12 protein-coding genes are annotated in these 13,754 nt (G+C 73.0%); 6 read left to right on the top strand and 6 right to left on the bottom strand.

The window, feature by feature from the left end; translation table 11 throughout:
* Positions 1-90 precede the first annotated feature (90 nt).
* Positions 91-834, top strand: coding sequence for a CDP-alcohol phosphatidyltransferase family protein (locus ACZ60J_RS33040; RefSeq protein ID WP_469687567.1), 744 nt, complete (start codon positions 91-93; stop codon positions 832-834).
* Positions 835-891: 57 nt separating this feature from the next.
* On the opposite strand, the gene ACZ60J_RS33035 is transcribed toward ACZ60J_RS33040, so the two are convergent.
* Positions 892-1,365 (bottom strand): FAD synthase family protein, encoded by a 474-nt coding sequence (locus ACZ60J_RS33035; RefSeq protein ID WP_469687566.1) that lies wholly within the window; start codon positions 1,363-1,365, stop codon positions 892-894.
* A gap of 172 nt (positions 1,366-1,537) precedes the next feature.
* On the opposite strand from ACZ60J_RS33035, the gene ACZ60J_RS33030 reads away from it, so the two are divergent.
* The 3 genes from ACZ60J_RS33030 to ACZ60J_RS33020 are packed head-to-tail and all read left to right on the top strand — an operon-like array spanning position 1,538 to position 5,750.
* On the top strand, positions 1,538-2,743 hold the full coding sequence (locus ACZ60J_RS33030; RefSeq protein ID WP_469687564.1) for a glycosyltransferase: 1,206 nt from the start codon (positions 1,538-1,540) through the stop codon (positions 2,741-2,743).
* Positions 2,740-4,506 (top strand): lipopolysaccharide biosynthesis protein, encoded by a 1,767-nt coding sequence (locus tag ACZ60J_RS33025; protein WP_469687562.1) that lies wholly within the window; start codon positions 2,740-2,742, stop codon positions 4,504-4,506. The genes ACZ60J_RS33030 and ACZ60J_RS33025 overlap by 4 nt, the downstream gene beginning before the upstream one ends.
* Complete coding sequence (locus tag ACZ60J_RS33020; RefSeq protein WP_469687560.1) at positions 4,503-5,750, top strand: MATE family efflux transporter; 1,248 nt, start codon at positions 4,503-4,505, stop codon at positions 5,748-5,750. Before ACZ60J_RS33025 ends, ACZ60J_RS33020 begins: the two co-directional genes overlap by 4 nt.
* A gap of 45 nt (positions 5,751-5,795) precedes the next feature.
* Here ACZ60J_RS33020 and ACZ60J_RS33015 read toward each other — a convergent pair whose 3' ends face one another.
* Together ACZ60J_RS33015 and ACZ60J_RS33010 are read right to left on the bottom strand one after the other, a co-directional pair.
* Positions 5,796-6,377 (bottom strand): TetR/AcrR family transcriptional regulator, encoded by a 582-nt coding sequence (locus ACZ60J_RS33015; RefSeq protein ID WP_469687558.1) that lies wholly within the window; start codon positions 6,375-6,377, stop codon positions 5,796-5,798.
* An 87-nt stretch (positions 6,378-6,464) separates the two neighbouring features.
* A complete protein-coding gene (locus ACZ60J_RS33010) occupies positions 6,465-7,982 on the bottom strand; it encodes a hypothetical protein (protein WP_469687556.1) in 1,518 nt (505 codons plus the stop codon).
* 111 nt (positions 7,983-8,093) lie between these two features.
* Between ACZ60J_RS33010 and ACZ60J_RS33005 the strand changes: the two genes are divergently transcribed.
* Positions 8,094-8,633, top strand: coding sequence for a WcaF family extracellular polysaccharide biosynthesis acetyltransferase (locus tag ACZ60J_RS33005; protein ID WP_382970782.1), 540 nt, complete (start codon positions 8,094-8,096; stop codon positions 8,631-8,633).
* Positions 8,634-8,662: 29 nt separating this feature from the next.
* Entirely contained in the window at positions 8,663-9,778 is a 1,116-nt protein-coding gene (locus ACZ60J_RS33000) for a glycosyltransferase (protein ID WP_469687678.1), read from the top strand.
* Positions 9,779-9,868: 90 nt separating this feature from the next.
* Here ACZ60J_RS33000 and ACZ60J_RS32995 read toward each other — a convergent pair whose 3' ends face one another.
* The 3 genes from ACZ60J_RS32995 to ACZ60J_RS32985 form a co-directional block, all read right to left on the bottom strand.
* The gene (locus tag ACZ60J_RS32995) at positions 9,869-10,081 is read right to left on the bottom strand and encodes a hypothetical protein (protein WP_469687554.1); all 213 of its coding nucleotides are present in this window, start codon (positions 10,079-10,081) and stop codon (positions 9,869-9,871) included.
* Between the two features lie 133 nt (positions 10,082-10,214).
* Positions 10,215-10,898 (bottom strand): hypothetical protein, encoded by a 684-nt coding sequence (locus ACZ60J_RS32990; RefSeq protein ID WP_469687552.1) that lies wholly within the window; start codon positions 10,896-10,898, stop codon positions 10,215-10,217.
* A gap of 79 nt (positions 10,899-10,977) precedes the next feature.
* On the bottom strand, positions 10,978-13,749 hold the full coding sequence (locus tag ACZ60J_RS32985; RefSeq protein ID WP_469687550.1) for a CBM96 family carbohydrate-binding protein: 2,772 nt from the start codon (positions 13,747-13,749) through the stop codon (positions 10,978-10,980).
* Positions 13,750-13,754 lie beyond the last annotated feature (5 nt).

Raw genomic sequence — 13,754 nt, 5'->3', positions numbered from 1 at the left:
CGGAACCGGTCGGGAGCCCTCCGCACACCCTGCAATGATGTGGCCTTCGTACGCACGAACGCGTAGACGGATGTTCGAGGGGTTGTGCCGATGGCGAGTGTCGGAACCGCGTTGCGGGAGCTGCGCGGGGCGCAGAAGTCGGCGAAGGGGGTGTCGCTCTACTCCCGGTTCGTCAACCGGCCCGTCGGACGGTACCTGGCCGCCGGGTCGTACGCGGTCGGGCTCACCCCGAACCAGGTGACGCTGATCAGCGCCGCCCTGAGTTTCGCGGGCGCGGCCGCCGTCGCCCTGGTCTCTCCCTCGTGGGGGCTGGGGCTCGCGGTGTGGGCCCTGCTCGCGGTCGGCTTCGCCTTCGACTCCGCCGACGGACAGCTCGCCCGGCTCCGCGGGGGCGGCAGCGCGGCGGGCGAGTGGCTGGACCACGTCGTGGACTGCGCGAAGCTCACCGCGCTGCACAGTTGCGTGCTGATCGCCTTCTACCGCTTCCCCGAGGCCTACGGGATCGGCGGCGGGGCGGACGCAGCCGCCTCGGCCGGGTGGCTGCTGGTGCCCCTGGGCTTCCAGCTCGCCGCGGTCGTGACCTTCTTCGGGGGGCTGCTGACGGAGAAGCTCAAGCCGAAGCCGGCGCCGGGGAGCGCGGCCGCCGCGCCGTCGACCCTGCGCGCGGTGGCACTGCTGCCCGTGGACTACGGGGTGTTCTGCCTGGTGTTCCTGCTCCTCGGCGGCAGCGGCGCGTTCCGCTGGGCCTATGCCGGGGCGGGTGCGATGGCCGCGCTGTTCCTGCTGGCGTTCCTCGCGAAGTGGTACCGGGAGCTCGGCGCCGTACCGAAGTGACCGGGGCCGGCGCCCGCCACCGGGCGCCCGCCGCCGGGAGCCGCCGCGGGGGGCCGCTCAGCCCCGCTGTTCCGTGGCGAGCGGTTCCGTCAGCACGTCGAGGGCCCGGCGCAGCTGGGTGCTGGAGGTGTGGACCGTGTACGGGAAGTAGACGACCTCGACCCCGTGCACGGCGAAGTCCCGTTCCAGCTGGTCGCCCTTGGGGGTGCCGCGCCAGTCGTCGCCCTTGAAGATGACGTCGAACCGGACCTGCTTCCAGGTTTCGACCTTGTCCGGGACGGTCTCGACGAAGGCGGCGTCCACGTACTGCACGCTGCGGACGATCTCCAGCCGCTCGACGAGCGGGATCACCGGGCGGCGCCCCTTGGCGAGTTCCGCCATCTCGTCGGACACGACTCCGGCCACCAGGTAGTCGCACTGACTCCGGGCGTGGCGCAGGATGTTGAGGTGTCCGATATGGAACAGATCGTATGCACCTGGTGCATAACCGATGCGGTGTGGTCTACGTCCAGCCTCGGCAAATTCCGACATGTCCCGCTCCGTCACGTGTTATCCCCCAGAAGCCGCACACCCCGGTGTGGCGGATTAGCAGACAATAGCGTGCACGTTCCCCCTGTTGCCGGTGAACGAATAGGGTGACGTGCGCATCATCCTGGTGAGAGGGGGACGTCCAGTGTCGAAATCCGGTCAGCGGCGCCTGCTGTTGGTTTCCACGAATTACGCCCCCGAGCACACGGGCATAGGCCCGTACGCCACCCAGATCGCGGAGCACTGGGCGGATCTCGGTCACGAGACGCACGTCCTGGCGGGCATGCCGCACTACCCGGCCTGGTCCGTCGAGCCGGAGTACAAGGGGGCGCTGCGGCGCACGGAACAGCGCGCGGGGGTCACCGTGCACCGGCGCGCGCACACCGTTCCCCCGCGCCAGACCGCCCTCCGCCGGGCCCTTTTCGAAGGATCGATTCTGCTGCACGGTTCCGTGGCCCCGCCCCGGATGGCCAGGCCGGACGCGGTCCTCGCCCAGATGCCGAGCCTGGCCGGCGGCCTGGTGGCCGCCCGTCTCGCGGCGCGCTGGAAGGTTCCCTTCGTCCCGGTGGTCCAGGACCTGATGGGCGCGGCCGCCGCACAGAGCGGAATCAGCGGCGGGGACAAGGCGGCCGTGTTCGCCGGGCGGGCCGAGGCCCATGCCCTGAAGCGGGCCGCCCTCGTCGGTGTGATCCACGAGACATTCGTCGACCGGGTCGTCGGCATGGGCGTGGACCCCAAGCGGATCCGGCTCGTCCCCAACTGGTCCCATGTGGCGTTGCCCACGAAGCCGCGCGGCCGGACCCGCCACCACCTCGGGTGGGCTCCCGACCAGACCGTCGTCCTGCACTCCGGGAACATGGGGCTCAAGCAGGGGCTGGAGGTCCTCGTCGGCGCCGCCCGGCTGGACCCGAGCGTCCGTTTCGTGCTGATGGGCGACGGAAGCCAGCGCTCCGCCCTCGCCGACCTGGCGGCCGATGTTCCCAATCTCGACATCATCCCCCCTGCCGCGGACGGCGAGTTCCCGGATATCCTCGCCGCGGCGGACGTGCTCGCGGTCACGCAGCACGCCGCCGTGATGGACATGAGCGTGCCGTCCAAGCTGACCTCGTACTTCCAGGCCGGCCGTCCCGTCGTCGCCTCCGTCGCGGCGCTGGGCGGGACCGCCCAGGAAGTGGAGCGCTCGGGCGCCGGGGTGCTCGTACCGCCGGAGAACCCGGAGGCCCTGCTGAAGGCCGTGCGGGCGCTGGCCGAGGACCCCGCGGGCGCGGACGCGCTGGGCGCGGCCGGGCCGCGGCACGTCGCGGCGCACCTGAGCCGCGAGGCGGGCCTCGCCCGCATCGATGCACTGATGGACGAAGCACTTGGGGGTCCCCGGCCGTGATCGAGACCAACCGCCCGGCAGCGGCTCCGGCCGAGGACGAACCGGACCTGCTCCGGGACCAGTTCCGCCAGCTCCTGCGCTACCGCCGGCTCATCGGCGCGGGCGTGGGCATCGGCCTGCTCGGCGGGGTCTACCTCGGCGTCTCCACGGCGGACACCTACGTGGCCACCGCCGACATCGTGCTGCGCGCGCCCACCGACGACCCCTTCAACCCGAGCCTCGCCCCCGACAAGGCGATCAACATCGGCTCGGAGCGGCAGGTCGCGCTCTCCAGCTCCATAGCCAACGAGGCCGCGAAGAAGCTCGGGGTCTCGGCCGCCGACTTCTCGGCCCTGCGCGCCGGTCTGCAGGTGACCAACCCCCCGCAGACGATGGTGCTGCGCTTCACCTACACCGCCTCCTCCCCCGCCCAGGCCGCCAAGCGCGCCAACGCGATGACCGAGGCCTACCTGCTCAAGCGCCAGGAAGCCCTCGACGTCACCCGCGACAAGATGGTCAAGGGCTACCAGGAGCAGCGCGATCCGGTGGTCAAGCAGCTCGAAGACCTGTCGAAGCAGATCACCGGCATGCCGGCCGGTCCGGCGCGGGACGCCGCCTACTCCGCCAAGACCGACCAGCAGGGCAAGATCAACACCCTCAACGGCAACATCGCCAAGCTCCAGGCCCTGGACATGACCCCGGGCCGGGTCACCAGCACCGCCGTCCCGCCGCACGGGGCCGACGGCCCCGGACTGGCCATGTCGCTCGCGCTCGGCGCGGCCGTCGGCCTCGCCCTGGGCCTGCTCGGCGCCTGGGTGCGCCTCGTCTTCGACCCGGCTCCGCGCTCCGAGGGCGACGTCGCCCGCGCCCTGCGCGCGCCGGTACTGGGCTCCCTGCCCCGGGGCAAGGCCGACGGCGGGCCGCTGCTCGCCGCGGGCGAGGAGGACCCCCGGCTGGCCGAGGAGTTCCGCTCGGTGGCCTTCCGGCTCGCCTACGACGCCCGCTTCGCGGACCGGCGCCGGCTCCTCGTCGTCGCCCCGCGCGGCAGCAGCGAGATCGCCGCCGCCGTGGCAGTGAACCTGGCCGCCTCCTTCGCGGAGACCGGCAAGGACGTGCTCCTCATCGAGGCCGACCTGCGCACCCCGGTCCTGGCCAGCCAGTTGCCCACCGACGCCGCCGGCCGGCCGCGCTGGAGCCAGTCGCAGGGTGGCGGCGGCGCGCAGCACGCGGAGACCGAGTGGCCCGACGGCCGCCAGCTCCTCGTGGACGCCGGGGAATCGGGCAGCTTCGACCTGATCCCGGGCGAGCGGGTGCGCAACGTGCCCCGCGCGCTGACCTCGCAGCGGGCCACCCGGCTGATCTCCGAGGCCGACTCCCCCAACTCCACCGTGGTGGTGCTCGCCCCGCCCGTGCTCTCGTACGCCGACGCCCTGGCGCTCGTCGACCGCGTCGACGGGGTCCTGGTGGTCTGCAACCCCGGTGCGGTGCGCCGCACCGACCTCTCCCGCATCCGCGAGCTGATCAGCGGGGCCGGCGGCACGGTGCTGGGCGCCGTCCTGCACGCACCGCTGCCGGGCGAGAAGAAGCGCGGCCTCGGCCGGGCCCCCAAGGGCGGCGACCCCGTCGCCGAGGAGCCCCGGCCCGCGCCGCCCGCGCCCCGGCCCGGTTCGCAGGAGCCGCAGCCGATCCCGTACGAGGTGGCGGCCGCCGACGCCGCTCAGCGCATCCAGGGCGACGGCACCGACACGGTCGCCCTGCGTACGGTCCGCACGGGCCGGCGGTGAGCCGGCGCGGCCTCGCGGCGGTCGCCTCGGTACTGGACCAGGCCGCGGCCAGCGCCACGAACATCCTGGTCCTGGTGCTGGCCGCCCGGCTCTCCTCCGCGGCCGGCTTCGCCGACTTCACGATGGTCTACGTGACCTTCACCGTGCTGCTCGGCCTGAACATGGCCTACGTCGGCCAGACCCTGGTGCTGGAGAAGGAACCCGCCCGCCTCGCCGCGGCCTGCCGCTCGGGGCTCTCCTTCACCGGGGCCGCCGGGGCGGCGGCCGGCGCCGTGCTGGCCCTCGTGGGCCTGCTGCTGCCCGGGGCCACCGGCCGGGCGTTCCTCGCGCTGGGGCTCGTCCTGCCCCTGGTGCTGCTCCAGGACGGGCTGCGCTACTGCTTCTCCGCGCTGCGGGCGCCCCAGCGGGCGCTGGCCGCCGACGCGCTGCGCCTGGCCTGCGTGGTGCCCGCGCTGCTGCTCCAGCCCGAGGGCGCGTCGGCCGGACGGCTGGTGCTGGTGTGGGGGGTCTCGGCGCTGCCCGCGCTGGCGCTGGGCCTGTGGCTGCTGCGGCCCTCGGTGCGCGGCGCCTCCGCCGACCTGCGGCCGTACCTGCGGCGCGGGCACCTCGGGCAGCGGTTCGTGGTCGAGTTCGCCGTGGGCAACGGCTCCAGCCAGCTCGCCGTGCTGGGGCTCGGCATCTTCGCGACCCCGCTGGCCGTGGGCGCGCTGCGCGGCGCCACCACCCTCTTCGGGCCGCTGAACGTGCTGTTCAACTCCGCGAACTCCTTCGGCCCGCCGGTCGTCGGCCGGGCGTCGGGGAAGCGGGGCGTGGTCCGGCTGACCGCGCTGATGGGCGGCGCGCTCGCGGTGACCGGCGCCGCGTGGGGGGCCGTGCTGTACGCGCTGCCGGAGCGGGCCGGCCGCGAACTGCTCGGCGAGACCTGGCAGGCGGCGGCCGCGCTGCTGCCGGCGACCGGCGCCCAGTACGCCGTCATGGGGCTCGGCACCTGCGCGCTGCTGACCCTGCGGGTGCTGAACCCGAAGGCCACCCTCTCGCTCCAGGTGGTCTTCTCGCTGCTGTCGGTCGGGCTGCTGCTGGGCGGGTACGCCGTCTGGGGCGTGGCCGGGGCCGCCTGGGGCCTCGCCCTCGGCTCCGCCTCGAAGGCGGCGGCGGGCTGGCTGCGCGTGGCCCGACTGCCTGACCCGGCACCGGCCCCCGAGCCGGCCGCCGCGGGCCCCTCGGACCAGGTCCGGGCGGCCTGAGGCGGCTTCCCTCGCGGGCAGCCGGGGGCGGGCCCGGGAGCGCCGTCAGGCGGGGGCGCCGCCGAAGCCCTCTTCGATCAGGGCGAACAGCTCCCGCACGGCCTGGTGCTGGTCCTCCCGGCCCCGGATCAGGCTCGCGGTGTCCATCACGAAGCGGGCCAGCGCGGCGGACCTGAGGTCGCCTTCGGGAGCTCCGGCCTCCTCCGCGACGGCCGCGGCGAGCGCGGACTCGTGGCGCCGCCACATGCGGTCCCAGTACTCCTGCAGCTCCGGGGTCTCCCGGACCAGGTTGACGTGCGCGATCACCGCCGGGTCGTCGCTCCGCCGGTTCGCCCGGGTCTCCACGAAGTGCTCGCGCAGGGAGTGCAGGACGGACTGCCCGGGCGCGCGGTCCCGTACGGCCGAGACGAGCGCGGCCTCGACGTCCTCGTCCTCGTCGAAGACCAGCGCCTCCTTGCTCGGGAAGTGCTTGAACAGCGTGGTCACCGAGACGTCGGCCGCCTCCGCCACGTCACGGACGCCGACCTTGTCGTACCCGTGCTCCAGGAACAGGCTCAGCGCGGCATCGGCCAGGGCCTTGCGGGTCTGTGCCTTCTTGCGCTCGCGGCGCCCCACGGTCTCGGTCATGGCGCCACTGTACCGGCGGTGCGTATTCGGTGCACAAGTTGAGTGGATGCACTTATGGAGCAATTGCCCCCTGTGTGTGCCCGCAGGTCAGCGCAGGGCGGCGGTCCTGTCCTGCCGGTACGTGGCCACGAGCGCCAGGCACATCCCCGCGATGGCGATCCGGCCCGAGGCCTGGAGCAGCGGCCCGCGCAGCAGGATGAAGGAGTACCCCGCGACCAGCGGGACCACCGTGGAGATCAGGCTGCCGGGCGGCGAGCTGCGCCGTGCCCGCTTCGCGTAACGCCGGTCGACGCGGGCGGAGGCGTACCCCATCCCCAGGAGCCCCGCCCCCATGCCCAGCGGCCCGAAGTCGATCCACAGCTCGGCCCAGATCGGCGAGGAGAGGTTGGTGTTGACCGTGCCCATCCACTGGCCGACCATCACGCCGGTGTCGCGCGGCTTGCCCGACCACACCGAGCGCGGCACCGCGAAGAAGACCGATCCCGCGAGCTGGCGCCCGTAGGAATGGCCGGGGCCCGACTGGGCGTAGGTGATGGTGTTCGCGAACATGCCGATCTGGTCGTAGTCCTTGAGCGCCATCGGCTCCAGGAACGAGGTGGTCTCGACCGGCTTGTAGTTCTTCTCGTCGTAGCGGAAGCGGTCCGCGAACGGGAAGATCAGCAGGGCGACCACCACGGCCATCGACAGCGCCACCCGGTACATCGCGGCGCTCACCGGGAAGACGGTGAAGAGCAGCGAGAACATGACCGTGAGGAACCAGTAGCGCGGGTTGGAGATCGGGTTGTTGACGATCAGGTTGAGGACCACGAGCGCCGACCACGTGGTGATGATCGACATCTTGCGGCGGGCGAACTTCGAGGTGATCAGCCAGCGCGTGTACAGCAGCAGGGCCAGCAGCGCGGGGACCGTGCCGAACCCGCGCAGCAGGGCCTGCCCGGCCTGGCCGTCCTGGGAGACGCCCGCCTCCTCGATGCCCGCGATGATCTCCTGGCGGCTGGAGAAGAACACCGCCGGACCGCCGAGCTTCACGATCAGCGCCGCCCCGCCCAGGAACGCCACGGCCGTCAGCACGTAGAGGCGCCTGCGGTGCGCCATGACCGGGCGCGGCTCCTTCAGCGAACCGCCCGCGCGGCCGGCCGGCCGGTGCCGGGCCAGCAGGACGCCCACGTCGAAGACCGCGCAGCCGAGCAGCACCAGGCCGATGGCGGCGGTGAGGTCGGAGCGCGGGCCGACGACGGGGGTCGGGACCTGGCCGAGCACGGCCTGCGCGAGGGGGGCCACGCCCATGGCCATGTAGACGAAGAGCCAGAAGGAGCCCTGGAGCAGCTTGCGGCGGCTGGTCAGGACCATCGCCGAGAGCCGGGCGCCCGCGTACATGGTGAGCAGGAGCTGGAGCCAGAAGGCGGCGTCGTGCTGACCGGCGCCGGGCTGCACGGCGACGAAGAGCGGCAGGAAGACGGTGAACCCGAGGGCCAGCGGGACGGAGAGCGCCCGCGAGAGCAGGGTCCTCGGCGTGGTGACCCGGCCCCAGGCCTTCTCCTCGCCCGGCCGCGGCGGCAGCGGCCTGACCACCCTGGCAGCGGTCCCGCGTATGTCGGTCGCCACGCTTGCCCCCACCCCCTGTGCCTGATTCGGGCGCAGTCTAGTCTGAGCGGTCGGCGCCCGGGGAGGCGCCTTCGAAGGCGCCGATGGGGGCCGCAGTGCGAGGGGGTACCCGTGCGTGATCTTCCTGCCTTCACGCTGGCCGGATACGACAAGGGGCGCGGGCGGCTGACCCAGGCGCTCTGGTTCGCCGTGATGAACACGCTCTTCATGAGCTGGCTGTGCCCCGCGCGGCTGCGGGTCGCGCTGCTGCGGGCCTTCGGGGCGCGGATCGGCGAAGGGGTGCTGATCCGCCACCGGGTCCGGGTGCTGTGGCCCTGGAAGCTGACCGTGGGCGACCACGCGTGGATCGGCGAGGGCGCCTGGATACTCAACCTGGAGCCGGTGACGATCGGCGCGCACGCCTGCGTCTCGCAGGAGGCGCTGCTGTGCACCGGCTCGCACGACCACCGGGCCGCCGATTTCCGCTACCGCAACGCGCCGGTCACCGTCGAGGACGGCGCGTGGGTGGCGGTACGGGCCACCGTGCTGGCCGGGGTGACCATCGGCCGGTGCGCGGTCGCCGGCGCCGGGTCCGTGGTCCACAAGGACCTTCCCGCGCTGACCCTGCAGACCCAGGACGGGCACCGCCGCCCGGTCGAGGAGCCCAAGTGAACGCCCTGAACGCCCCGGTGAAGCCCGCCCTGAGGGTCCTGCACGCCGTCACCCTGCACTCCCCCACGCACGCCTTCGGCGGCCCTGTACGGGTCGCCCTGAACCTGTCCAAGGGGCTGCGGGCCCGCGGCCACGAGGCGAACCTGCTGGCGCTGGGCGAGGGGTTCCCGGAGCCCTGGCCCACCTCGGTGGAAGGGGTGCCGGCGAAGCTCTTCCCCGCCCGGCGCCTGCTCCCCCTCGGCTTCAGCGGGATGACCTCGCCGGCCCTGCTCGCCTCCGCGGGCCGCCTGGTGCGGGGCGCCGACGTGGTCCACGTCCACCTGGCGCGGGACCTGGTCACCCTGCCCGTCGCCCTGGCGGCGCTGCGGGCCGGCATCCCGCTGGTCCTGCAGACCCACGGCATGGTCGACCCGAGCGGAAAGCTGCTGGCCAAGGTGCTGGACGCGGTGGCGGTACGCCGTCTGCTGCGCGGCGCCGACGCGCTCCTCTACCTCACCCCGCACGAGCGCGAGGGCCTCGACGCCGTCGCCGGGGCTCCCCTCCCGAACACCGTCCGCCTGGTCAACGGCACCCCGCCCCAGGAGGAGCGGCCCGCCCTGTCCGGGCCCCCGCGGATCCTCTACTCGGCCCGCCTGCAGGCCCGCAAACGCCCGGTGGACTTCGTGGACGCCGCCCCGGCCGTCCTGGCGGTGCACCCGGACGCGGAGTTCGTGGTGGCCGGCCCGGACGAGGGCGAACTCGCGGCCGTGCGCGCCCGGATCGCGGAGCTGGGCCTCTCCGCCCGCTTCACCGTCCCGGGCGCGCTGTCCGGCGCGGAGGTCCTGTCGGAGCTGCGCCGCGCCCACGTGTACGTACTGCCCTCGGTGGACGAGCCGTTCCCGATGTCGGTCCTGGAGGCCCTGGCGGTGGGCGTCCCCCCGGTGGTGACCCACTCCAACGGCCTGGCCCGCGACATCGCCCGTGCGGGCGCCGGCCGCGCGGTCGAGCCGGGCCCGGCGGGCGTCGCGGAAGCGGTCCTGTCCCTCCTGGACCCGGCCGAGAACGCCACGGCCTCGAAGGCCGCCCGCGAACTGGCCTCGTCCGCCTTCTCGATGGACGCCGTCCTGGACACCCTACTGGGGGTCTACGCGGACATCTCCCGCTGACCGGGCTCCCGATGGCGCTTCGAGCGGCCGCACGGGCCACGGCCTGCGCGTTTCCGCTCCGCGGCGGTCCGGGGGCCGGGGCCGGTCGGGTCAGAGGCCGCGGCGGGTTTCGTCCACCACCGGGACGGCGCCCACGCGGCGGCGCTTGAGGACGCTCGCGTAGACCGCGAGGCCGATGGCGCCCGCGACCATCATGATGACCCCGACCAGGTCGAGGTTGACGCTCTGCAGCTGCCAGTCGCTCGCGAAGGTGAGGATGGCCCCCACCACGATCAGGCCTATGCAGCCGCTGATGCCCCTCATCGCATTCGCCTCCAGCGTCGTGGACGGGGTGCAGCCCCGCCGTCTGGAGGCGCGGATGCCCCGGATGCGGGAACGGAAACGCCCCCGGCGCCCGGGAGGTTCGGGCGGCGGGGGCGTTCGGGGCGGGCCTGGGTCAGGCCGGGATCCAGGCGTAGCAGCCGTTCGAGACGAACTGGGCCGTGCCTGCCGGGACCTTGGCGGTGATCTTGTCGCCCGGCTTCAGCGGAGCCTCCGGGCCCGAGGCGAGGGCGGCGCCGTCCTTGCCCTTGGCCTCCCAGGTGCACGTCGTGCTCTGGGTCAGCGCGCGGTACGTGCCCGCCGCCGGGGATTCCTTCGTACCGTCCGGGAAGCCCTTCGCCGACGCGTCGAGGACGGGCTTCTGCTCCGGGCAGAGGTAGGTGATCGCGTCCTTCGCGCCCGGGATCTCCCCGGCGACGAGGGCGCCGACCGCCGCGTCCTTGTCCCGCTTCGCCGTGCGCTCCACCCGCTGGCAGGCCTCCTGGCCGCTCTGCAGGACGGCCGCCGGGTCCATCTGCTCGGGGACCCTGCCGCTCAGGTACTGCTTCTGCGGCGCGGTGAAGCTGCCCGTCTTCGGGACGAGCTTCGCGTCCGGCAGGACGGGACCCGTCGGCTTCGCGTCGGGGGAGGCCGGTGCCGGGGCGCCCGTGGCGTCGGCCGGGTCGGGGGCCGACGAGGCGGCCGGCGGCTTGGGCGAGGCGGCCGTGGCTTCGGCCTTGCCGTCTCCGCCCGAACTGCAGGCCGTCAGCGTCAGGGCGGCGGCGAGCAGCACAGCGGCCGCTGCGGAGCGTCGGTACATGAGGTGGCTCCCGTACGTGTGGAGAGGGAGTGCGGGGCCCGGCCGTCGAAGCGGCCGGGCCCCGCACTCCGTCAAGCGGTTACTTCGCGCCGAAGGTGAGGGTCAGCTGCGGCTTGGCGTCCACGGCCGTGGACTCCGAGGACCAGATCCACAGCGGGTTGGTACCCGTGCTCGTCAGGCCCAGGCTGTAGCTGCTGCCCAGCACCGCGGAGAGGGCGGCGGTGTCCAGCGGAGTGCTCTGGACCGCCGAGCCGTCCGGCACTCCCGCGAAGGAGCCGAGCGGGGTGGTGCCCAGGGTGGGCTTGCTGTTGAAGGTCGTGCCCGCACCGCTCCACGTACCGGTGACCGGGACCACCGAGACGGTGTCGGTGGTGCCGGCACTCGCCACGGTCGTGGTCTTGACCTGGAGGGACGCGGACTTCAGCACCGTGCCGGCCGGGGCGGCCGGGATGTCGAAGCGCAGGTACGTCTCGTAGGCCGAGGTGCCGCGGACGGCCAGCGAGGTGGACGTGCCGTAGGCGGTGCTGGGGGCACCCTGGTTGATGTAGGTGTCCTCGGTCGCGGTGATCTTGGAGACCGTGTCCGTGGCGGCCTTGGCCAGGTTGTAGTGGTTCTTGACCTGGGCCTCGGTCAGCACCTTCGGGTAGACGGCCGTCTCGTCGATCTGGCCGGCGAAGAAGTTGCTGGTCGGCCGGGAGGGCCAGGCGGCGAGGTTGTCGCCGCCGACGTGCCAGTAGCCCTCGATGGCCTGGGAGCCGGTGACGTTCAGGGTGTCCTTGAGCTTGCCGTCGACGTACAGCGCCATGCCGGAGGGACCCTGGGTGGCGACGACGTGGTGCCACTTGTTGTCGTTGTACGTGTCCAGCAGGCCGGTGGAGACGGTCTTCGTCGAGCCCGGGTTGACCCCGAAGAAGATCCGGCCGGTGTTGGTCATGTAGACGTGCTTGTCGTACAGGTTGCTGTTGCGGTCCTGGTTGGTGCCGAACCCGAGCAGCTTGCCGCCGCGCGTGCTGTTCGTCTTGAACCAGGTCTCCAGCGTGTAGCTGCTGCCGACGGTCTGGCGGTGGTCGCTGTACACCTGCTGGCTGGTGCCGTTGAAGCCCATGGCCGTGCTGGCTCCGGTGATCGCACCCGGGGTCTGGCGCAGCGCCGGGGCGTTGAGCTGGATGCCGCTGGTGTTGCCGGAGACCGAGGAGTCGGCCACGTACGGGCTGACGACGTCGTCGTAGCGCCAGTACAGGTTGGCGCCGTCCTCGCGGACCTGGTTGGGGTACGCGCTGACCGTGGTCGGGACCGAGACCGAGACGGCGGCCGACAGGGCGCTGGTGTTGCCCGCGGCGTCGGTGGCGGTGACCCGGTAGCTGTAGGACGCGCCGGCCTTGGCCGTGGCGTCCGTCCAGGAGGCCTGCTGGCGCAGCCACTCCAGGGAGTTCGCGCTGACGGTGGCGATCGGGGTCGCGGAGCCGTTGCGGTAGATGCGGTAGGTCAGCTTGCTGTCGTCCGCGTCGTAGCTGGTGCGCCAGCGGACCTGGACCTCGCCGGGCTTGACGCTGGAGACGCTGGCGACCGGGGTGGTCGGGGCGCCGACGTCGCCGGTGGAGGCGAAGCGGGTCAGGGCCTGCTGGGCCTTGCCGTTGATGAGGGTGAACTCACCGCCGACCCACATGTACTTGGTGGCCCCCTGCTCCGCGATGGCCATCACGCGCGGGCCGATGCCCTCGCCGAGGCCGTCGTTGGCGGTGGGGTGCCAGCCGAGCTTGCCCGGGCTGCGCACGAAGCCGCCCACGGGCGCGGGGGCCTGGCCGGCGGCCCAGTCGGTGTTCTGCGCCAGCAGGAAGTGGCGCTTGCCGTCCGGGAACTCGCCCTCGGAGGTGCAGTTGTGCGCGTGCGAGGAGCTGTAGAGGACTCCGTCGTACGGCAGCACGAACTGGGTCGCGCCCAGGCACTGGTCGCGCCACTTCTCGTTGAAGTCGGTGGCGAGGGCGACGCGGCCGTCGAAGCCGCCGGTGCCCTCGGCGCCGGTGTAGTAGCCCGTGGAGTCGGCGGTGATGGACTTGATGACCGACATCGAGGGGATGGTGCCGTACGTCTTGGTGACGGCTCCGGTGGTGGCGTTCACGACGGCGAGCGCGTGGCTCTGGGATCCGTTGACGGTGAAGAAGTCACCGCCCAGCAGGATGTTCTTGCCGTCGTTGCTGAGGTGGAGCGCGCGGCCGGGCTCGTCGGCATTGGCGACGAAGGGCTTGAGCGCACCGGAGGTGGCGTCGACCGCGGCGAACCGCTGGCGGGCCGAGCCCTCGACGGTGCTGAAGTCTCCTGCCGCGTACAGGGTGCTGTCGGAGGCGACCAGCGCGCGCACGGTGGCGGGGAACTTCGGGCGGAACGAGGCCTTGGGGGTGCAGGTCGCGATGTCGATGGCGGCGACGCTGCTGACCGGGGTTCCGTTGACGGCGGCGAAGTAGCCGCCCGCGTACAGGGTCTTCTTGTCCTTCGAGACGGTGAGGGCGCGCACGGTCGCGCTGCCGTCACCGATGGTGAAGGAGAGCTTGCAGGAGGTGGGGGCACCGGTCGCCGCGTCGAGCGCGACGAAGTTCACGGCTTCCTGCTCCGCACCGGCGCCGCCGGTGGGCGGGCGGACCGCGGAGAAGGTGCCACCGGCGAACACGGTGCCGTTGGCCTCGGCCATCGCCCAGACGATGCCGTTGGGCTGCCACGTCGGCAGGTTGTCGGCGGTGAAGGCCACCGGCTGCGTGATGGCCGACGCCTCGGGTATCAGCACCAGGCCTATCGCGGTGCCGGCGCCGGCCAGTGACAGGGCGAGGGCAGCAGTCAGCCCTCTGGATCTACGCATGAGCC

The sequence above is a fragment of the Streptomyces sp. NPDC104226 genome (assembly GCF_055584085.1).
Note: the sequence above shows the minus strand (reverse complement) of the source record. Positions and strands in the feature narration are given on the sequence as shown.

Excerpts from the sequence above, each read along its gene's own strand:
- ACZ60J_RS33015 (WP_469687558.1), bottom strand. The coding sequence starts at position 6,377 with ATGACCGAGACCGTGGGGCGCCGCGAGCGCAAGAAGGCACAGACCCGC.
- ACZ60J_RS32985 (WP_469687550.1), bottom strand. The coding sequence starts at position 13,749 with ATGCGTAGATCCAGAGGGCTGACTGCTGCCCTCGCCCTGTCACTGGCC.
- ACZ60J_RS33040 (WP_469687567.1), top strand. The coding sequence starts at position 91 with ATGGCGAGTGTCGGAACCGCGTTGCGGGAGCTGCGCGGGGCGCAGAAG.
- ACZ60J_RS33035 (WP_469687566.1), bottom strand. The coding sequence starts at position 1,365 with ATGTCGGAATTTGCCGAGGCTGGACGTAGACCACACCGCATCGGTTAT.
- ACZ60J_RS32990 (WP_469687552.1), bottom strand. The coding sequence starts at position 10,898 with ATGTACCGACGCTCCGCAGCGGCCGCTGTGCTGCTCGCCGCCGCCCTG.
- ACZ60J_RS32995 (WP_469687554.1), bottom strand. The coding sequence starts at position 10,081 with ATGAGGGGCATCAGCGGCTGCATAGGCCTGATCGTGGTGGGGGCCATC.